The organism is Butyricimonas hominis (assembly GCF_014287455.1).
In the GTDB taxonomy this organism is placed as follows: domain Bacteria; phylum Bacteroidota; class Bacteroidia; order Bacteroidales; family Marinifilaceae; genus Butyricimonas; species Butyricimonas muris.
The window spans coordinates 587,335-609,494 of record NZ_JACOOH010000001.1; the positions used below are offsets into that span (position 1 = coordinate 587,335).

Genomic DNA, 22,160 nt, shown 5'->3' on the forward strand with positions numbered 1-22,160 from the left:
GCGATGAATATTCACAATATCAATACAATATCAAGATACGAAACCAAATTATTACGCCGGAGCTGGTTATTCCGGATATTCGCCGTTTTATCCCTTTTAATCATTGTCTTTTTCCAGCTCAGCCTTCAATCAAATATTTTCGGCTGGTACCGTTGGGGCATGGTAGCCATGCCTTCGTCTATCCCGTTTGTCAACATTTATCTTTTCAATATCGCTCAATCTATCATAGCCATATTTCTGGCGGGCAATTTTTTGAAGAGAGATAAGAAACTGGACACGGCGGAGGTGATATACGTGCGTCCTATGAGCAACGCCGATTATATTGTCGGCAAGACATGGGGGATTATCAAGGCTTTCGTGTCGTTGAACATTATTGCATTAATCATCGCTGGTTTTATACACGTTTTCGCGAGCGATTCCCCGTTCGCGTTCCTCCCTTATATTTTTTATTTACTTACCCTGTCTATCCCGTCACTGGTATTCGTGCTCGGTCTTTCATTCGTGGTCATGAGCTTTGTCCGCAACCAAGCGGTGACATTTATCATCATGCTGGGATTCATAAGCGGTACATTGTTGTACTTGGGCGGAGTGGAGCAAGGAACGTTTGACTTTTTCGCACTTACCGTCCCGAACATGTTTTCCGAAGTGCTGGGACACACGAATCTCGTTCCCTATCTGACACAACGCTTCACGTTCCTGTTCTTGGGTATGGGATTACTTTCTTTCACTATCGCGCTGGTAAACCGTCTTCCTTTGCATCCCAAGAAAAATATCTTACTCAACTTTATCGGTTGCGTTATCATGATTCTGGGATTAGGTTGCGGGTACTCTTACTATTCCACCTACCATCACATCGATAATCAACGCCACCTGTATTCCGAGAAATACCAAAAATACAACATCGCGGATAAAGTTAATTTATTGAGTCAGGATATCACTTATTCACAAAACAAAAAAGAAATCTCGGTTACGGCAAACCTGCAAGTACAGAACCGGAATCACAAAACGATCAATAACGTATTACTATATTTGAACCCGTCGTTGAAGGTCGAGAAATTAACCGCCAAGGGACAGGATATCCCTTTCGAGAGGGACGCTCAAGTTGTTGTGGCGGATTACAAACTCCGTCCTTATGAAACGGCTGAACTTCAAATCAGTTACCAAGGTACGATAGACGAGAATATTTGCTATCTGGATATCACGGACGAGGAATATTATGACACTCAAAACGGGAATAGCATTCTCCGATTCGGGAAGAACTACGCTTACGTGCAGGACAAATTTACCCTGTTAACCCCGGAATGTCTCTGGTACCCGACCACGTTGCCTCCTGTAAACCCGGAAGCACCTTATAATATAAGGAAGAATTTCGCCACGTTCTCTTTAAAAGTGTATAACCCGACGGAACGCGTGGTTTTATCTCAAGGTACTTCCTCCCGAAGCGGCGACACGACGTTATTCACCAATGCAGCTCCCTTACTGGGGGTAAGTCTGGCAATCGGGGATTACGAGAAAAAAAGCGTTACGGTAGATTCCGTGGAAATCGAACTATACAATTTTAAAGGTCACGATTACTTCTCGAAAGAATTTCCGAACATGGCGGATACCCTAGCCGGTTTCCTTTCAGATGTCAAAACGGAATACGAGATGCGCAAGGGACGCAAATACCCGTTCCCCAAGCTGGTCTTGGCGGAAACGCCCATCTCTTATGCCGGATACGTGCGCAACTGGAAAGGCAATAGCGAACAGATGCAACCGGAAATGGTGTTCTTGCCCGAACTGGCAGCCACTCTGCCGCGCAGCGATTTCAAAGCCTCCAAGAAAAGGATGAAAATGTGGGCTCAAAATGATCCGCGGGGAGGTTCATCGGAAGATATTGATCTTGAAATGAACACGATACGTGATTTTATCCGCAGCGTGTTCCAATCGGAAGAAACCTATCAAGAAGAGGGTAATTCTTTTGTCAATATGTTTACCAGCGGTTGGTCCGGTACATCCAAATTAAATAAATACGACATCTCGTCCATGTACTTTAACTACGCGACATCTATCTATTCGCAGGACTTCCCGATTATTGACATCGTGATGAACACCATGTTGAAGCAGGAAGAATCAAATCCCGGGAGAAGGTGGTTCCGTATGTTCTCGGGCATGGGGGACAGTCAACGGGCTTCGGCCTATTTGAACGGCAAGAGTTTTGAACAAGCCGTTCTGGACAACACGCTTTCCACGGAAGTGTTCTACGAGATGATGAAATTAAAAGGGATATACCTGCGAAATTATATCACTTCACGAGTTCCCTCTGAAGACTTCAAGAAATTCATGACCGACTTCTCTCAGAAATATAAATTCCAAGAAGTCAACTTCACACGTTTGAATAATGAATTTATCCGTAAATTCCATTTCAACTTGATGGATTTCATTCCCGGGTGGTACTCGATAAACGCCACGCCATTATTTATTGTAAAAGGGATAGACGCGGACGAGGTTGCCATAGGTGAATACACGAAATACATGGTACACTTCCAAGTTTATAACCCGACAAATATTGACGGAATCATCTCTGTCAGCGTTGAACAGGGCGGTTTCATGCGAGGTGGTCCCGGCAGACGGGGAAGAGCAGCCCAAATGGAAGAGAATCCGCCAAAAAATTTTATTATCGACGCGAGAAGTTATAAAGAGATTAGAATCCTTTGCGACGATCGCCCCAGCAACTTGACGATCAACACGAATATTGCCCAGAATCTTCCGAGCGATATCATGCATAATTTCGCGAAAGTGACCACAACCTCGACCGACACGGTAAGCGGTATCTTCGCGGGTAATCCTACCGTTTTCGCCTTTAACCCGAAAGAAATCACGGTCGACAACGAGGACAAAGGTTTCCGTGTAATCGAGTCGAACCAGAAGAATACGTTACAATCTCTTTTCAAAAAGGAGGAAGAAGACAAGTATAAAAACTTGAATTTCTGGATGCCCCCAAGTAAATGGACGGCAACCGTCGGTATAAATTATTACGGTGACTATATTAATAGTGCCATGTACAAGAAATCAGGAAGCGGGAACAATCAAGCGGAATGGAACACGCGAATCCAAATCCCCGGTTTCTATGAAGTTTTCGTTTACAGCTCGCCCGGCATGGACAGGATGATGTGGGGCCGTGGAGAACAACCCAAAAGATACCAATATTATACAGTAAAACATGACGACGGCGAAGAGGAAGTGTCTGTCGAAACGGGAGGCAGGAATACCACCGGTTGGGTTCCCCTCGGAAGTTTCTATTTCTCGGAGGGTAACGCCAAAGTTACCTTGAGTGACAGAGGTTCCGAACCGGGACAAATCATCATTGCCGACGCGGTAAAATGGGTTTACACGAGTAATAATAAATAATAACAATAACAGTTTATGAAAACACGTACGTCATTATCGTTGATCATTTCCGGGCTACTGATCATATTCTCCCCGGGAACAACGTCCGCTCAAGAGATTTTGACGCTAGAAAAGGCTTTGGAGATCGCTTATCAACAAAGCCCGTCGTTGATACAAAGTAAAATGTCACTTGAACAGAGTGAACTGTCTTTACTTCAACGAAAAGCATCCTTAAAATCTTTATTCCAATTCGATTTGAGCCCTTTTAACTATTCCAGAAGCAGTAGTTTCGAGGAAATAAGTTCAACATGGAATACCTACCGTACCATGAGTGCCGGAGGTAATTTCAGTATCACTCAACCTTTGAAATGGACCGACGGTACATTGACGCTAAGTAATGATTTCAACTGGCAAGATGCACAGAATCAATCCAACAATCTAACAAACACTTCTTTTTCCAATCGCCTGTCATTACGATTGAATCAACCTATTTTTACCTATAATCGAACCAAAATCGATTTGAAACAATTGGAATTCGATTTGGAAAATGCCAAGATAAGTTATGCTATGGCACAACTAAACATTGAAAAGACGGTAACTTCAGGATTTTACAATGTTTACCAAAGTTTCAAAAGCCTGACAGACGCACGGGAAGCATTCGAAAGTGCAAAGCAAAACTATGAAATAACCAAGAATAAGGTTGAACAAGGCCTACTTCCAAAAGAAGAGTTATTCCAATCGGAAGTAACTCTGGCAAATAATGAAACAAGCCTGTATAGTGCTGAAACAAATTACGAGTCCACCAAAGACCAATTCAAGCAAACTTTGGGTTTACCTTTGGAAATGGACATCAGTGTACTCACGAATACAGATATTACACCGGTAGAGGTTGACCAAAACTTGGCTATCAAATATGCTTTGGAACAAAGAATGGAGATCCGGCAAAAACAGATCAGTGTCGAGCAAGGTCTCTTTGATTTGATCACGGCAAAAGCAACAAATGAATTCAAGGGAAATATTTCCGCCCAAGTCGGTTTATTCGGTAATGGAGATAAGGTAAAAGGTGCTTTCACCAAACCGGAAGATAACGAATCCGTGGGAGTCACTCTTACCATCCCGGTTTGGGATTGGGGGACTCGCAAAGCTGCTATACGCAAGGCTCAGATTGCAAATGAAAATAAAGATATCGATTTAGCCGAATACAAAAAAAGCGTTGTACTCGAAATTCGTCAAATATGCCGGGAACTTCCCAGCCTCGTGAAAAAAATAGAGATCGCACGCAAAAACGTGGAAAACGCCGAACGCACGTACGATATCAGCGTGGAAAAATACCGCAGCGGTTCTCTATCGGGTTTAGATTTAAAGAATCAACAAGATCAGCTAACCAGTGCCAAAACTGAATACACGAACACGATCATCAGCTATAAACTGAAATTACTTGATCTGAAAATCCAGACATTGTGGGATTTCCAAACGAACACCTCTTATCTACCCGTGGACTTGCTAAAATAAAAACAACAAAATATAACAACTATGGCTACAAATAAATCAATAAAATATATCGGGTTCATTCTACTCGCATTTTCTCTGAACGCCTGTAACGAGCAACGTTCGAGCTCTTCTTCCGAAACAACAACTCCCGTCTGGCTCACGGAAGTCGGCAAACGGAATATTCGTGAATTGACCACCACCACGGGTACGGCAAAAGCCTCCAAAACCGCCGAGATAAAATCAGAGATTACCGGTAAATACGAACTGATGAATAATCCCAAAACCGGACGCCCTTATAAATTAGGTGACATCGTGGAAGCGGGAGCCGTCATTGTGAAACTGAACAACAAGGAACACGAGAACAGCGTATCGCTGCAAACCAAGAAAATGCAAGTTGATATCGCCAAAAAAGAATGGGACGGGCAAAAGGTCGTGTATGATAAAGGAGGGGCAACCGAAAAAGACGTGTTGAACGCCGAAAGCAGTTATATCCAAGCACAAACCGCACTGGAAACGGCAAATACCGAGTTGGAAAAAATAAATATCAGAGCCCCGTTTAAAGGGGTAATCGTCACTTTACCCTATTTCACTCCGGGAATAGACGTTGCTTCCGGCGAAATCATCGTGGGTATGATGGACTACAGCCAGATGTATATGGAAATCGCACTTCCGGAAAATGCCATCGAAAAAGTGAAAGTGGGACAAAAAGTATTAGTTACCAACTATAATATAAAATCAGATACTTTATCCGGAACCGTATCCCAGTTATCCCCGGCAATTAACGAGGAAACCCGTACATTCTCCGGATACATCGCTATTAACAACCCGGAATTGAAATTACGTCCCGGAATGTTCGCCAAAGGCGAGATTATTACTTTGCAAAGAGACTCCGTGTTATTTATCCCGAAAGAAATCGTCAATGCCCGCCGGGGAATGCGTAACGTATTCACGGTGGAACAGAATCGTGCCGTGGAGAAATACATCAAAACAGGCATCAGCGACGACCGCTACACGGAAGTCACGGAAGGCTTGAACGAGGGTGACAAGATCGTTATCAAAGGTTACGAGTTCTTGAGAAACAGAGGCAAAGTAAAAATCATGAAATAAAACGATATGAACAGTATCACCAAATTTGCAGTAAAATACCCGGTGAGCGTGCTTATGCTTACGCTGGCGGTATGTTTACTGGGTACGATATCTTATAATAAACTGGGAACAGACCTTTTCCCCGACTTGAAAAATCCCGCCCTTTACGTGGAAGTAAAAAGCGGACAAAGACCACCGGAAGAGGTCGAAAGACAAATCACTCAAAAAGTCGAGGGTACTGCCGCACGACAGGAAGGTGTACAAAGCGTTTACAGCATCAGCAGGGTAGGATATTCCAAAATCACGGTTGAATACGGCTGGGATCAGGATATGGATGCCGCTTTTTTAGATCTGCAACGCGCAGTTTCCACCTATGCCCAACAGGACAACGTGGACGAGATTAACGTCACCCGTTATGACGCGAACGCCAGTCCGATTATGACCATTGCGCTCACGCACAACGAGATCAAAGACATGAACGAGTTACGTAAGGTCGCGGAGAATTATATGCGCAACGAACTTGTCCGCGTGGGTGGAATAGCAGATATTCAATTAAGCGGTCAGGAGCAAGCTATCGTGGAAATCTCCACGGACGCCTACATGCTGGAAGCTTTCGGGTTGACGGCAAACACCATCGCTTCCCAGATTACCGGCATGAGTCAAAACGTGTCCGGGGGAACGATTACCGACAATGACATCCGGTACATGGTAAAGGGTGCGAATCTGATCAATACCATTGAAGATATTGAAAACATCATTGTCGCTTTCAAGGAAAATACCTCTTCCACCTCCAACGCATCATCACAAGCGTCAACAGGATCGAGTAAACCGAAAGCCCCAATCTACTTGAAAGATGTCGCCACGGTAAGTATCCGCAATCAAGAACCCGAGAATATCGCCCGTTACAACGGTGAACGTTGCTTGGGTATCAGTATATACAAGGAGAACAAGTACAACACGGTAAATGCCGTCGATAACCTGCTCGTGAAACTCGATGAATTCCAAAAAAGTTTACCGGGATACGAGTTCCACGTGATCAGCAACCAAGGTGATTTTATCGGAAGTTCTATCAATGAAGTGAAGGACTCCGCTTTGATAGGTATTCTGCTCGCGGTTATCATTCTTTATTTATTCCTGCGACGGGTGAACATGACGCTTATCGTGAGTGTATCCATTCCGATATCTATTATCGCCACGTTCAACCTGATGTATTTCAACGGGCTATCCATCAATATCATGACATTGGGGGGACTTGCCTTAGGGGCGGGTATGCTCGTGGACAACGCTATCGTGGTCATGGAGAATATCTTCCGAAACATGGAAGAGAATCACCTCTCTCCCACCGAAGCAGCGGTGCGAGGCACATCGGAAGTGGCAGGAGCAATCACGGCATCCACCTTAACCACCATTGTCGTGTTCCTCCCGATTGTTTACCTGCAAGGTGCGGCAGGTGAACTGTTTAAAGAACAGGCATGGACAGTCAGCTTCTCGCTACTATCCTCTCTGTTCGTGTCTATCTTGTTCATTCCCATGCTCGTGTCAAAATTTCTAGGTAAAAAAGACAGAAGAAAAGGTCATGCCATCACGATAAAAGGTTTCGGTAACTTCGTGGGACGCGTATTAAAAGTAAAATATGCCGTTATTCTGGCGGCTCTCGTCCTGATGGTAATATCTTACTTGATGCTGCCTTTTATCGGGATGGAGTTCATGCCGAAAGCGGAATCCAAAGAGCTTGCCATACTCATCAATATGGAACCCGGTACCCGACTGCAAAACACGGACAATGCCGTGGCGACCATTGAAGATGCCGCACGCACACTGGGCGGCGATGATATCGAATGGATATACACGCAAGTCGGTCCCTCCAATCTGGAAAGCACGAGCGGCGGCAAACTGGAAGAAGACAACCAAGCGCAAGTAACCGTGAAAATTAAAAAAGATTCCAAACTGGACGCTGATTATTTTATCACGAATATAAACGCGAACTACCAACTCCCCGAAGGTGTTGAAATCTCCTACGAAAAAGGAGAGTCCGCCTTACAAAGTATTCTCGGCACGGAAGGAGCCCCTCTCGTGATCGAAGTGAAGGGAGAAGAGTTGGATATATTAAACGAATTGTGTTCCTCCATAAAAGAAAAGATATCGGGCATCCCCGGACTCTATGATATCAAGACCTCTATGGAACAGGGCGCTCCCGAGGTAAACATCAAGATCGACCGGTTGAAAAGCGGTATCTACGGAATCAATGTCAAAGAAGTAAGTGATCAGGTAAGTGAAAAACTGAACGGTAAAGAAGCGGGTTCTTTCGAGAACAAGGGCGAAACTATCGATATCAGTATCAAAGTACCCGAAGTTTCTCTTTCAGAGATGGAACAAATCGAAATCACACAAGGGGACAAAAAATATCGCCTCGCTGAAATAGCGGATATCGAAATCACTTCCGCTCCGCGGGAAATCGGCAGAGTAAACCAAAGCCGCACGGGTACGGTTACGGCGATGATCGACAAAGGATACACGTTAAGCCACATCACTCCTTCCATACGCGAAAAACTATCGGAAGTAGAGTTCCCGGCAAAATACACGGCAAAGATTACCGGAGAGGAAGAAAAAAGACAAGAATCTTTCGGCGGACTGGGCTTCGCCTTAGGTCTGTCCATACTGTTAGTGTATATGGTTATGGCTGCTCAATTCGAATCTTTACGCCACCCGTTCACTATTCTGCTGACTATCCCGTTAGCCGGGGTAGGTTGCGTGTGGGCATTCCTGATTACCGGACAAACACTCAACATGATGGCATTTATCGGTATCATCATGCTTGCCGGTATTGCCGTGAACAGTTCTATTATACTCGTGGATGCAATCAACCGCCTGAAAGCGGACGGTCACCCGTTGGACGATGCTATCAAGATGGCTGCCCAACACCGCGTACGCCCGATCATCATGACCAGTGCCACCACTATTCTGGCATTGCTCCCCATGTGTTTCGGTTTCGGGGAAGGGGCTTCGCTCCGATCTCCCATGGCATTAGCGGTTATCGGGGGGCTTCTGACCTCTACCGTCATGACCTTGATCGTCATTCCATGTGTGTATTACGTTATTGATAAAAAGAAGTCATGAAGACCATTATAAAAAGACGAGTTCTCATCTCGATGTTATTCATCGGGTTGGTACTTATGGGAATCTTTTCCCAGAAGCACCTGCCCATGGAAATATTTCCCAATGCCGAATTACCGGTATTGAGTGTCAACATCAGAGCCACTTCGAATTTGGAACTCGACCCCACGTACGTTGAAAATCACGCCGCTATCCCGGTAGAAGGCGCTATCAGTTCGCTCGACGGAGTGGAAAAAATAGAAACGTACATCAGTTCGTCAGGTGTTTCAATCCGAGTTGCATTGAAACAAAATGTAGACTTGAAATACGCGTTCCTGCAACTGGAACAAAATATAAAGAGCATATCCAAGAACATTCCCGAAGAATTTACTTGTACTGTCAACAAATCCTCTGCCGGTTCGGCAAGTGACAACTTCATGCAGTTGCAAATCCTCGGGGAAGACGATATCGACTATGTCCGCAACATCGTGGATAAAGACATCACGCCCTATCTCGAAAGCGTGGACGGTATCGCGGAAGTCCGAATCGTGGGTGGCCGACAAAAAAGTATCGAAGTCATTATCGATTTGGAACGATGCAAAGCACTGAATCTCACGCCATCTATCATCAGTAGCAAGATATCTGCAAATCTGGCGGAAAAAACATTTGCCGGCTCCGTGTACGAGAACAATAAACGTTATTTCGTCAACGTGACGGCAGAATACCTTGCCACCGAAGACCTTGGAAGTATCGTTGTAGCCGAAGGACCAATTCTGCTAAAAGATATCGCGGAAATCCACTTCGGGGTGAAGGAAGAAGACTCCTATTCCCGTGTAAACGGTAAGGAGGTCGTAACCTGTAGATTATACAAATCCCCTTTGACCAACGTGATTGATTTGTCTGAAAAAGTACGGGCAGAAATCGACCGACTGAATGAAGAGATAGCCTCCAAAGGGATCAGTATCGACATTCAGGAAGATCAGGCTGAAATCATGAGTGATAATATCAACGAGATTATCAACCTTGCCATATCGGGAGCTTTTCTAGCTATTTTCGTCCTCTTCCTATTCTTGCGCAAAATACATATCGTGTCTATTGTCGCTTTCGCTATACCGATATCCGTGTTCTCGTCCTTCTACTTCTTCTACTTGTTCGGCATCTCGATCAACACGCTTACCCTCACCGGTATCGCGCTCGCGGTGGGAATGTTACTGGACAATTCTATCGTGGTCATGGAAAATATCTATCGCCTGAAGGCCACAGGTATGCCCACGGATGAAGCCTGCGTGCAAGGAACCGAGGAAGTATGGAAAGCAGTCCTTGCTGCCACGATTACCACGATTATGGTATTCCTGCCTTTCCTTTTTGCCGATCGTTACGAGATTAAACTTATCGGAGAACATATCGGGGTGTCCATCGTCGCCACGCTGACCATATCGCTGGTCGTGGCGTTACTGTTGATCCCCATGGCAGTCAATGCTATTTTGAAGAGGAAACCGAACGACGTTAATTTCAGCAAATTGTCTCTGCACAACCGCCTCGTGCAAATCTACATGGCAATACTGAAAATGTCCCTCCGCCGCCCGGCACAGGTTATCATCTCCGCTCTCGTGGTGCTTCTCGTCACGGTAGTGCTATCCACTTCCCTGACGCTAAATACTCTTAGAGAAATTCAAACAAACACGTTCAACGTGTACATTACTCCGCCAACCGGATACACGTTACAAAAGACTGACGATATGATTCGCCTGTTCGAGGATGAATTGCTCGAGGTCAAAGAGATCAAAACATTTACGTCCGACATCAGCGAAGATAACGTGGATATTACCATCCGACTGAAAGACGATTTTGAAAAAATCAACAATAAATCTATCCCACAGTTGAAAGACGAAGTACTGAAACTGGCAGATAAAGTAAACATATCCCAAATCAGCCTTCAAGCAACAGAAACCGCCGAGAGAGGTGGCGGCGGCATGTTGGGCAACGCCTCACTGCTTCGCCTGATGAATATCGGGAGCCAAAGCGAGAAGGTCATTATCAAAGGACAAGATTTCGAGGCTATGACAAATTTTGCCGAATACTTGAAATACCAATTCGAAGACCTTGACAATATTTCTTATTCCAATGTCAGCAGTCAATCGGGTAGTTCTGTGGCAAAAATGTTCTTTGACCAGTACTTGATGGGAGTCAACGACATCACTCCCGGCAACGTGGCAAATGAACTCAATAATTTCGGTCCCGAAAGCACGGCATCCACAAAATACAAAGCGGGTGACGAAGAATATGATATCATTATCCGGGACGCCACGTATGACGAAAAAGACAAGACTACACAAACCCGTACGCTTGAGGATCTGCGCAATATGCAGGTGACGAACTCCAAAAACGGACTGGTAGAATTACGTGATTTCGCCCACATCAACCTCGGACGGGACAAAGGAAGCATCATTCGTATTAACCAAGAGAAGGAAGTCACTCTCTATTACGCTTTCAACTCGGATATCAACGAATCGAAACCTCTGCTTGAAGCGGCACGGGAAGAGATTGACGAGCTAGTGCAAGGCTTGGATGTCCCTGCCGGTATCGCCGTACAAGTCGTTCACGAGGAAAACGAAATGGATGATTTCACTTTCCTTATACTGGCCGCATTCGTCCTTATTTACATGATACTCGCTTCCGTGTTCGAATCGATATCAGCCCCTATCGTGCTGATGTTCACGATCCCGTTGGCAGCAATCGGCTCGTTATTGGCATTATTGTTCACGAGCAACCCGTTGATGAATGCCAATGTCTTTATCGGCTTTATCATCCTGATCGGTATCGTGGTAAACAACAGTATCATCCTTATAGATTATACCTCATTGCTACGCCGCACGGGCAACCGGAAGCAACGCGCTATCATAACCTCCGGCCTATCCCGCCTGCGACCTATCCTGATCACGGCAATCACGACCATCGTGGCTATGGTTCCGCTGGCTCTCGGCACGGGAGAATACGTGTCCGGACTAGGCGCCCCGTTCGCGATCACTGTAATAGGCGGATTGACTATGAGTACATTGTTGACTCTAGTTATTATCCCCACGCTCTACTCCGGTATGGAAGACGCCCTTGCCCGCCTGCACTCGCAAAGCTGGGTGATGAAAATCATACAAATCGCGGCATTCATCGTGGCACTCACTTGTGTCTATTTCTGGACATATACAGTGCTCGACCGAATACTTTACGTCATTCTGACCGTTATACTGGTACCGGGCATCACGTGGTTCCTTGAGGACAGTCTTCGCCGTGCCCAAAGCAACATCATCCCTGCCGACGAGGAACTGGAAATCAAAGTATGCAATCTCGTGAAGATATATGGTCGCCCCTCCCGTTTCGAGCGGGAATGGACTTCCGGGCTGAAAATCAGGGAACGTCTGGGCTTGAAAGAGCAATACCGGGAGTGGAAAGACCTGCAACCCCTGCTATGGTCGCTACCCATCCTCGGCTTCATGTATTACTTCACGTTCAGTTATCAAGTATTATTCTTGTGGGCGGTCATCTTCGCTTTCATCACGTGGATCATGACCCTCGGCACCATGAATATCTTCCGGGAATTTTGTGAAAACCGGAACGGTAAAATGATTGCCAAGCTCTTGCGCATCATCGCTATCGCCATCTATTACGCAGGACCTTTCGTTATCCTCTACTGGTCGAGCAACAAGTTCGACAATAGCGGGGGAGCTATTTTCCTCGGTATGTTCTGGTATATCGGTATCGCGGCAAGATACTTGTCCAACAAGATTAACAAGGAGAACATTAATATTGATCTGATTGACGGTCGCTTCCGTATGTTGAAGAAAACCATATTCCGTATGGCTTCCAAGGCTCCGTTCATCGGCGTGAAGAAAAAACCGTTCAAGGCGTTAAGTTCCGTTTCCATGGAAATCCATACCGGAATGTTCGGACTCCTCGGTCCCAACGGAGCGGGTAAAACCACGCTGATGCGTATCATCTGCGGTATTTTCGAGCAAAGCTACGGCAAGATATTTATCAACGGTATCGACACCCAGAAGAAACGGGAAGAGTTGCAAGGTCTAATCGGTTACCTGCCGCAAGAATTCGGAACCTACGAGAACCTCACGGCTTGGGAATTTCTCGAATATCAGGCTCTGTTGAAAGGCATCTACAACAAGCGTGTACGCCAGAATCGGATCGCAGAAGTGCTTTCCGCCGTTCACATGTACGAGAACAAGGATAAGAAAATCGGGGGATTCTCCGGCGGTATGAAACAACGTATAGGTATTGCCCAGACATTGCTCAACCTGCCGCGCATCCTCGTGGTAGACGAACCCACGGCGGGACTCGACCCGCGGGAAAGAATCCGCTTCCGGAACCTGCTCGTGGAACTGTCGCGTAACCGAATCGTGATTTTCTCCACCCACATTATCGAGGATATCGCCAGCTCCTGTAATCAAGTGGGCGTTATCAACAAAGGAGAACTGAAATATCACGGGACTCCTTCCGATATGGCCAACATAGCCAAGGATGTCACGTGGACATTCGAAGTACCGGTACGGGATTTTGCCAAACTCCCGTCCGACCTGCTCGTCGTTCACCACATCCGCCAAGGCGATATGATCAAAGTACGCTGCCTCAGCGAGCGCAAGCCCGCCGAGAACGCCGAACGGATACTCCCCGCACTGGAAGACTCCTACTTGTGGCTGTTGAGAACCGTCAAAATAGAGAACAAAGAACAAATTATAACCCAATAAAACGCACCCCCAATTATGCTTCAATTTTGGATAGCGATACAGAAACTGGTACAATACAACATCAAGATCATCTTCGGGAACAAATTCCTGTACTTCATGTTGAGTGCCCTCGTGTTCTTTATCATCACCGTGGTGGTGTACCTGCTGGGCGACGACGAGATCACCCAAGCAACCGCCTACTCGATGCTGATGCTGCCGAGCATCCTGCTCGTCTTCTACCCCATGTGCTTCGGGTTACAAAATGACCAAGATGCCAAAATCGTCGAAATCATCTTCGGGATCCCTAACTACAGCTACAAAGTTTGGTTATTCCGGCTCTTGATCTCGTATGTCATCTGCTTCGTCATCACGTTGATCCTTGCATTGCTCACGGATCTCGCCATCGTGTCCATTCCCCCGATGAACCTCGCCCTGCAAGCTATGGTTCCCGCCCTCTTTATCGGTACGCTCTCCTTCATGCTGAGCACCACCATCAAGAACGGCAACGGAACCTCCGTGGTCATTATCATCATTGGGTTAATCCTCTTTATGATGAAAGAAAGCCTCGGTGCCAGCCAATGGAACATCTTCCTCAATCCATACGATGTTCCCCTCGATAAAAACCCGCAGATATTCTTCAACGCCGTTTTCCATTGCCAGATAAACATGTTGATCGCTTCTGCCCTCTTTATCATCATCGGTCTGAACAACACCCGCCACCGGGAAAAATTCATATAATAGTAATGCCGCCTCATGGGCGGCATTACTATTATTACATATCCTCCATCGAGAGTCCCCTCAATTGAATCGTGTAACCCTCCAATTCCTTACCGACAACCCTACGGAACTGCACGCTCTTTTCATTCAATTGGTTCATGTTAATTTTGGTCGCGTTACGCTTTATCTCGATAATCTCTGCTGTATTCTCCAATTCATTGACCGCCACCAGATCAATCTCGTTTTCCCCCTTCCTGTCCCAATATCCACCTATTCGGGTAAACCTTTTCTGTTCAACCAACTTTGTCCGAAAATAACGTTCCAAAATCTTTCCGCTAAACACGGGATAATCCCGCTCGATCACCTCCCTCAACTGACCATAAGCACCGATTTCTATCATATAACTGTATTTATACACGAACCGGAACCAAAATGTCAAAAAGTTATCCTCCAGCGTATAGCGCACATTCTTGGTTTCCACTTTAGAAAAAATAGGAGTAACCTTAGATATCAACCCGTAATCCCCTTCCAACTTCGTCAAATATCCTCCCACCTTGCGGTTCACCACCGCTTCTATCTTCGCTCTCGTGTTTTCCCCTCTCGCAATAGCCGAAAGAATAGTAAAATAATTCGTGTACTCTTTCCCAAACTCCTCCACGAGCATATTTTTCCCTTCGGGTATAAAAGTCGAATCCTCCCTCACGATGTAATCAAGCATCGCCTCCATGGTACACGCACCGGCATCCATCAACAATTGCACATACTTCGCCACTCCACCCGTGAACGCGTACAAAGCCAATAAATCCTCCGCCGTGTACTCCGGATTATGTTCCGCGAGAATTTCCTTCAACACGGAAGTTTCAAAAGGACGCACCATCAACATCCCGGTAGAACGCCCGAAAAGAGGCTCTTTCGAATTCTCGAATATCTTATGCATCAAGGAATACACCGATCCACTCAATAACAAATTTATCTTGCTCTCGTCCTTATTCAAATCCCAATGCCGTTGCATATCACTATAAACCGAAGGGGCAATATTATAGAACTCTTGAAACTCATCAACGATAAGATTAAACGCCCGTTCCTTCGATAACTCCATCAGAAAACCGAACAACTTCCCAAAACTACTTATTTCCCCCAAAAGCGGAATTCCCAATTTGTCCTTAATTTCCTGTTGAAAATCCTGACACAAGTAATTCTCTGCCTTACGTGCCACGAAAAAATACAATGTCGGTTGCCCTTCCGTCGCCCTCAACAACAATTGTGTCTTACCGATACGCCTACGCCCCATAACTACCGTCATCCGCGCGTTCCGGGTTGAACGTTCCCGTATATCCCGCAATCTCTCGATCTCTTTTTCTCTATTATAGAATCTCATTTCAATTCGTGTTTAATTCGAAACCTTCAGTTCCGAAACAGCCATTTCGGAAACAGCCATTTCTATAATGCGAATATAGCATAAAAAACACTTCTCTCCAAAAATTGGAAAACACGTCCAAAATTTTTATATTTGCTTAAACACAAAACAGCGTTTGTTATGCGAGAATTTCGTCAACCCTTTTGGCAATCCGACACTTCAAGAACCATGCTCAAACTTTGTATTTATATATCCATAAGTATGATAGGTTTTATCGCACACCTTGCTTACAGTGATTCTTTTGAATTCAATCCCCTCGTGTTAATCCCGATCTTCATGTGGCTCTCTATATATCCGGTTATCTTCACCCAGTATTTCTACCTCACCTTCACGGACGACCAATTCCTCCTCCGAAACAGCATCTACACCCGCTGGCAGCGCACATACAACTACAACGACATTATCAAAGTCAAACTCTTCGGAGGTCGAGGTCTTTATTGTGGTCCCTACATCCAAGTCTTCACGAAAACCAACCCCAAGCACGCCTGGAGCTACGTCATCGAACTCGTAGCGGCAAAAGACTTTCCCGATCTACTCGACACCTTCAAAGAAAAGAATATCCCCGTGGAAACCGACCAAGGTTTCGATTACCTCGTGGACAGAAACTTCACCCGGTTCTAATCCATTTCTCCCAAATATTGCACAACAAATCTGCAAAATTCCCATAATTTTCAATACAAAATCAACGGATAGTTTTAATGGAAAACTAACCTCATCCAAATGGGGAAAGATTACTAAATGTTCTCCCGATACCACATTGCGTGATATACAAGATTTGATAAATAAAAATGTATTACGCAAAACGGATGAAGGGGGACGAAGCACGAACTATGAACTCGTGTTATAATTTTAAAGTTGCTCGCGAGGCTTCATTACCATGGTGCGGAGATTAAACACCATATTTGCCGCAATATATGCGGCAAATATCTTTACAAATTGTGTATCCCCCGAATATGTACAATAACAAACGTAACTCGCAACCTTCACGCAACCTTTTTTCTCGAAATATTACCCTACAATTATTTACTTCGCGGTAAAACGATTTATACCATGAAACTAAAATATATCTACATCATTTTTCTAGCCACTCTCTCTTGCCAAACCCGCAACGAGGCATTAGAAACAGCCTTACAACTAGCAGGCGAAAATAGAAGCGAACTCGAGAAAGTCCTTGACCACTACTCGCTTAACCCCGCCGATTCCTTGAAACTACAAGCCGCCGAATTCCTCATCGCCAACATGCCCGGGCATTACACGCTAGAAGGCGACCTTATCAACGAATACCGGGCAAAGATAGACGCCGACACCATTGGCTCCTACTTTGCCAAAAAAACACTTGATATCTCGTTAAGCCAAATCGACCAGATACGTAAGGCCTCTCACAAAGAAGAAGACGTGAAACATATCAAAGCAGATTTTCTCATCCGTCACATCGATCTATCCTTCGAACATTTATACAAATACACGTGGCTCGAAGACATTCCTTTCGACATGTTCCTAGAATACATTCTACCCTATCGCTTCGAAAACGAACGACTGGATTTGTGGCGTGATTCTCTGCATATTTCTCCTAAAGCTCTAAAAGAACTTGCCTTTAAAGATAATACCATGTACAGTATATCAAAAATCGGAACGAACCTAACACTCTCCGAATCTCAAACTAATATAGGATACCAGTCTATATCTACATTATTCAATTACAATATTTATTCTGACTGCCATCATATTGCTTTAAAAGACAATTTTAGGTCACGAGTTTCAAGCCTCCCTGCCACCATCGATTTTATTCCTCATTACGCCAACCGAAATGGTTACCACTATTGGAATACAATTATTTCTTCCGAAAACAGGGATACAGAGGTGAGAGGAGCGATGGAACGTAAAGCAGCCAAGATATTCAGAAAAACGTATTCTCGCCACAACATTCCCAAAGTTGATAAAGATGAATACATTCCATCATTTTTCCTAGATCCCTTTCTAGAAGATATTAGCGAACAATACCTATATACGACAGATGTTTCCATTGACTCAAAAGTAAAAAAACAAAAACTCTCTCCGCATGCCTACTTATGTGTATTTAATAATCTTATTTGGAATCCCATTGCTATCGCAAATATAGAGGACTCCAAAATCAAATTCAAAAACATGGGGAAAAATCTCGTCTATTTACCTATTTATTACTCCAAAAAGAAAATGCAACCAATAAATTATCCATTCATATTAAACCTTAAAGGAGAAATCAAATATCTTATTCCGGACACTTGTCATCGCCAAACATTGCTTATTAAAAGGAAATATCCGTTTAATGGAACTTTACATTATTACAATCTAAAAATTGAAAAAATCATCGTTGAAGCTTCCAATCTTCCTGATTTTCTAGACAAAGATACCATCCTGCATCAATTGGAAACTTCCGCGATAACCCATGCCCGGGAAGAAGTAAAAACCCACAAGAAATACAGATACTGGCGAATCTCACACCCCAAGGAAACGAGTTTTGCAGAATTATCATTCATCGATTCTTCAGGGGAAAGGTTAAAAGGAGAAATCGATACTATATATAAAGCAGTTTTTGATGATGACCCTTTGACCAATATCTATCTCGAAAAAAACAATAACATCGTTATTGATTTCAAAACCCCGGTCAAAATATCCAAAATCATATGTATCCCGCAAAGTGATGGTAACGGAATATATTTAGGAAACGAATATGAACTTTTTTACCACGATTCAAAAAATTGGCAGTCACTAGGGCGACAAATTGCCAAAGATTATTATCTTAAGTATGACAACGTACCCCAAGGTGCATTACTTTGGCTCCATAACCATACAACGGGCATCGAGGAAAGAATATTTACTTACGAAAAAGGCAAGATTCGATTCTGGTAAAACACGAGGTTGCCCGGAAAATATTTTTCGGGTAACCCTAAACACCTCCTTTTTCCCTAACATCTATACCTTTTTCCCTTAAAATAGCAACTAACTCTGGTAAATCTTTACGATTTACACGATCCAAATAATAACGCCAAGCCAGTTTAGCTTCATAGGTTGTGATTTGTATATAAGGTATCGCATTCCCTCCATAATCAACAATATTTACTCTCGTTATATCCTTGAAATACACTTTCTTTTTCCAAAATGGGAAAATAGTATTTTTAATGAACAAAACATCATCAAACAAAACGACACAAAACCCCATGTACAATGCCATGCAAAAAGGAAATGAATAAACTATAAACAACATTTTCACCATTCTCGAACACGAAAAACCTTCTGCAATTCCATCAGGTATTATCACTAAAAGTGAAAAAACAGAACCTACAGCAAAAGGAAATCCAATTGTTGTTTTCCAAAATGATTGACGAAATACCTTCATATAACAAATTCTTTTTCAAGAGAGATTCCTCTCAATCCCTTCCGTTTCCACCGTGACACCTTTAGCCTCGATTGCTTCAACTAAAGCCTTGTAATCTTGAGGATCAACGAGATCTATCGTGTAACGCCATGATATTCCAGAAGACTTTCTCATGATTATTTTCATGTATGGATACGTTCGATCTTGCCACCACTTTATTTTCACTTTTACAATATCGACATATCGTACCTCTTTCCTCCAGAATGAATAAACTCCATTTTGCACTATCAACTTATCATCCCGCAAGATAACATAGTAAAGCCTTGAGATATAAAGTTGTACTAATATAAACACGAATACAATCGAGGCTAATATGCCTCGAATAGTAAATCCAACAGTATAGGCTGCAAATCCCCACAACAAAACAAATGTTATCAAGGCAAATTTAATATCAAATGCTGTACCCGATTTCTTGAAGGGACGACGAAATATCTTCATAACCCAACTTCTATTTTACCCACTCATCAAGATGGACTGTTTCTACCAAAATTCCCTTACCCCGAACTATATTTACAATCTCTTGATAATCACTCGGGGCTACTAAATCGATAAAATAACGCCTAGATTTCCCTTTTCCCGTGAAAACCTGAATGTAATGATTTGACATCCCACCCAACCACACGAGCGTTACTTTCACAATATCTTCATAAAAATACTCGCCTTTCCAAAAAAAGAAGACTCCATTTTGAACAACTAGCCTATCATCATATAATATTACGTAAAAAAAAGAGTATGGATGAAAGCACAATAAAAATATCAACACGAAAATAACACCCATGCACATTTCCCATGGATAACCCATTGAATAAAAAATAGGAAAACCTAATAACAAAATAAAAACAAAACCCCATTTCGATGCTCGAATTTCTTCCGATTTCCAAAAAGAACGACGAAATATTTTCATAACAATTCATTCCTCATTTAGATTTATCTTCATCTTTAAAAATACGGGCATAGACATCTATCCCTTGGGTTTCCACCGTAACTCCTTTTGCCTCGATATCCTTTACTATAGCCTCGTAATCTTGAGGATCAACGAGGTCTATCGTGTAGCGCCATGATATCCCAGAAGGCTTTCTTGTGATTATTTTCATGTATGGATACGATTTATCCCCGTGCCACTTTATTCTTACTTTTGCAATATCTATATATCGCACTTCTTTCCTCCAGAATGAATAAACCCTATTTTGTATAATTAATGTCGTATCGGTTAAAATAATATAGTATAATTGTGATATAAAAATATGCATCACGCAAAAGCAAACTACAACTAAAAACAGAAAGCCTAGTATTGTAAATTCAGTATTAGGCAAAACAACAAGTCCCAATAAAACAAAAATTACAGTAAAAAATTTAACTTCAAAGATGGTATTAGATTTGCTAAATGGACGACGAAATATTCTCATACTATATTATTCATTTAAATCTTTCTGACTTTTTAGTATAAAGATAATAATTAATATCCTTGATTTATAAAAGTCAGAAAGATTATTCTCTAAAATTCAATTTCAAGCTAATGACGAAGTATTTGCAGGAATGAACACATAAATACGTCCTCCATCATCCATGGGTACTTCAATTAACAATGGATGAAGTAGGGCTAAAGACATCGTAGAAGAAATACATCCCACAACACAACCTGCTATACCAAAAATTACAACTGGCCATCCCGTAAAAACAAGAGCAAGAGCACTACATACTGTTGAAACTACAGTCATAACCATTTCTGCATCATACTTTTTCTCTGAAAAAGCTACATAAGTTTGATAGAGACCAACTGCCAAGCCAAGCCCACTTATAGCTTTACCAAACCTTAGAGCAACCTTATCCAAATCTACTCCTTGCATAAATTTATAACAAGAAGTTATTATCCCTGGCACTGTAAGACCAATACTTGTTACATTCGCTGCAGCTTCTAACACATTCACATCTTTTGTATGATAAGCATTGACATTACGAGTCCTTAAATTCTCCATCATTTCATCAACAAGTTCACGTCCTCGCATATAATCCTGATCATATCCGCCACTACCTGTACCACCTCCAGTACTTCCACCACCCGTGTTTCCTCCTCCGGTTCCGCCGCCGCCGATAGGACCGCCACCACCACCCGAGCCGGGCCACCAACCTCCGCCGCCGCTTTCACTACTTGAATACGTCGCAGAACGTGACGTGGTTCCCTCTTGAAATGCAAGCATTGAATAATCTAATGGTGTCCCTTTCTGCGTATGAATAGCAAAACCATATCCTTTGGTAATCAACAATGTATCACAAACTTGTCCATTCTTATACTCAACCGCTTTTCTAAAATCACCATTCAATTCAGAATAAAACACTCTCCCTGTAAAGGAGGCATTCTCTCCCCCAACGACCTCGTTGTCCGGGAGTAACGTCGCTATAAACATATCTGTTTCATTCTTGTCTTTCTGTCGAGCAATGACCAAACGACGTTGACAACATATCACCTTCTCTTCCTCAAGAAATTCATTATCTTTAGCGATACTTTCCACGCACACCACCTTCGACGGGGAATTAAGAGGAACTTCCGTGATAAAATAATCCTCGTTCTCGGACTCTATTGCCTCATCCCACTCCGGAATCAACTCCGGCACAACAAAACTAGAAGCTCTCGAGAGAGGATTCTTGAAAGTAAGCGGGGCCAAATCCGTGGCGTTCTTCTCGAAATAAGCTCGTGCTTCCGACACGTCAATACCTTGAGGCGCTTGCTCCTTGACTCCGAAATCATCTGAACAGGAATAAATCAAAGCCAAGATTATTCCCAAAATCCAAAACTTCGTTTTTCTCATAATCACTTTTTTTTTAATGGTTTCTAAACAAGTTA

14 protein-coding genes are annotated in these 22,160 nt (G+C 43.5%); 8 read left to right on the plus strand and 6 right to left on the minus strand.

Annotated features, from left to right (window positions below):
- Positions 1 to 3: 3 nt before the first annotated feature.
- Genes H8S64_RS02280 through H8S64_RS02305 form a run of 6 tightly spaced genes read left to right on the plus strand, consistent with a single transcriptional unit; the run spans position 4 to position 14,507 of the window.
- On the plus strand, positions 4 to 3,390 hold the full coding sequence (locus H8S64_RS02280; protein WP_186974779.1) for a golvesin C-terminal-like domain-containing protein: 3,387 nt from the start codon (positions 4 to 6) through the stop codon (positions 3,388 to 3,390).
- A gap of 15 nt (positions 3,391 to 3,405) precedes the next feature.
- The gene (locus H8S64_RS02285; RefSeq protein WP_186974780.1) at positions 3,406 to 4,881 is read left to right on the plus strand and encodes a TolC family protein; all 1,476 of its coding nucleotides are present in this window, start codon (positions 3,406 to 3,408) and stop codon (positions 4,879 to 4,881) included.
- Positions 4,882 to 4,902: 21 nt separating this feature from the next.
- On the plus strand, positions 4,903 to 5,967 hold the full coding sequence (locus H8S64_RS02290) for an efflux RND transporter periplasmic adaptor subunit (protein WP_099291199.1): 1,065 nt from the start codon (positions 4,903 to 4,905) through the stop codon (positions 5,965 to 5,967).
- 6 nt (positions 5,968 to 5,973) lie between these two features.
- Entirely contained in the window at positions 5,974 to 9,063 is a 3,090-nt protein-coding gene (locus H8S64_RS02295; protein WP_186974781.1) for an efflux RND transporter permease subunit, read from the plus strand.
- Positions 9,060 to 13,790 carry an efflux RND transporter permease subunit gene (locus tag H8S64_RS02300; RefSeq protein ID WP_186974782.1) on the plus strand — a complete coding sequence of 1,577 codons (4,731 nt, stop codon included), beginning with the start codon at positions 9,060 to 9,062 and terminating at the stop codon, positions 13,788 to 13,790. The genes H8S64_RS02295 and H8S64_RS02300 overlap by 4 nt, the downstream gene beginning before the upstream one ends.
- A gap of 15 nt (positions 13,791 to 13,805) precedes the next feature.
- Positions 13,806 to 14,507 carry a hypothetical protein gene (locus tag H8S64_RS02305; RefSeq protein ID WP_186974783.1) on the plus strand — a complete coding sequence of 234 codons (702 nt, stop codon included), beginning with the start codon at positions 13,806 to 13,808 and terminating at the stop codon, positions 14,505 to 14,507.
- Positions 14,508 to 14,541: 34 nt separating this feature from the next.
- Here H8S64_RS02305 and H8S64_RS02310 read toward each other — a convergent pair whose 3' ends face one another.
- Positions 14,542 to 15,864, minus strand: coding sequence for an ATP-binding protein (locus H8S64_RS02310; RefSeq protein WP_186974784.1), 1,323 nt, complete (start codon positions 15,862 to 15,864; stop codon positions 14,542 to 14,544).
- A gap of 240 nt (positions 15,865 to 16,104) precedes the next feature.
- Here H8S64_RS02310 and H8S64_RS02315 point away from each other — a divergent pair, with 240 nt between their 5' ends.
- On the plus strand, positions 16,105 to 16,524 hold the full coding sequence (locus H8S64_RS02315; RefSeq protein WP_186974785.1) for a hypothetical protein: 420 nt from the start codon (positions 16,105 to 16,107) through the stop codon (positions 16,522 to 16,524).
- A gap of 429 nt (positions 16,525 to 16,953) precedes the next feature.
- Positions 16,954 to 18,792 (plus strand): hypothetical protein, encoded by a 1,839-nt coding sequence (locus H8S64_RS02320; RefSeq protein ID WP_186974786.1) that lies wholly within the window; start codon positions 16,954 to 16,956, stop codon positions 18,790 to 18,792.
- A gap of 37 nt (positions 18,793 to 18,829) precedes the next feature.
- On the opposite strand, the gene H8S64_RS02325 is transcribed toward H8S64_RS02320, so the two are convergent.
- From H8S64_RS02325 to H8S64_RS02345, 5 genes are all read right to left on the minus strand, one after another.
- Complete coding sequence (locus H8S64_RS02325) at positions 18,830 to 19,279, minus strand: hypothetical protein (protein WP_186974787.1); 450 nt, start codon at positions 19,277 to 19,279, stop codon at positions 18,830 to 18,832.
- 15 nt (positions 19,280 to 19,294) lie between these two features.
- Positions 19,295 to 19,756, minus strand: a complete 462-nt coding sequence (locus tag H8S64_RS02330) for a hypothetical protein (protein ID WP_186974788.1) — start codon at positions 19,754 to 19,756, stop codon at positions 19,295 to 19,297.
- 10 nt (positions 19,757 to 19,766) lie between these two features.
- On the minus strand, positions 19,767 to 20,222 hold the full coding sequence (locus H8S64_RS02335) for a hypothetical protein (protein WP_186974789.1): 456 nt from the start codon (positions 20,220 to 20,222) through the stop codon (positions 19,767 to 19,769).
- Between the two features lie 13 nt (positions 20,223 to 20,235).
- Positions 20,236 to 20,412 carry a hypothetical protein gene (locus tag H8S64_RS02340; RefSeq protein ID WP_186974790.1) on the minus strand — a complete coding sequence of 59 codons (177 nt, stop codon included), beginning with the start codon at positions 20,410 to 20,412 and terminating at the stop codon, positions 20,236 to 20,238.
- 414 nt (positions 20,413 to 20,826) lie between these two features.
- Entirely contained in the window at positions 20,827 to 22,125 is a 1,299-nt protein-coding gene (locus tag H8S64_RS02345) for a hypothetical protein (protein WP_186974791.1), read from the minus strand.
- Positions 22,126 to 22,160 lie beyond the last annotated feature (35 nt).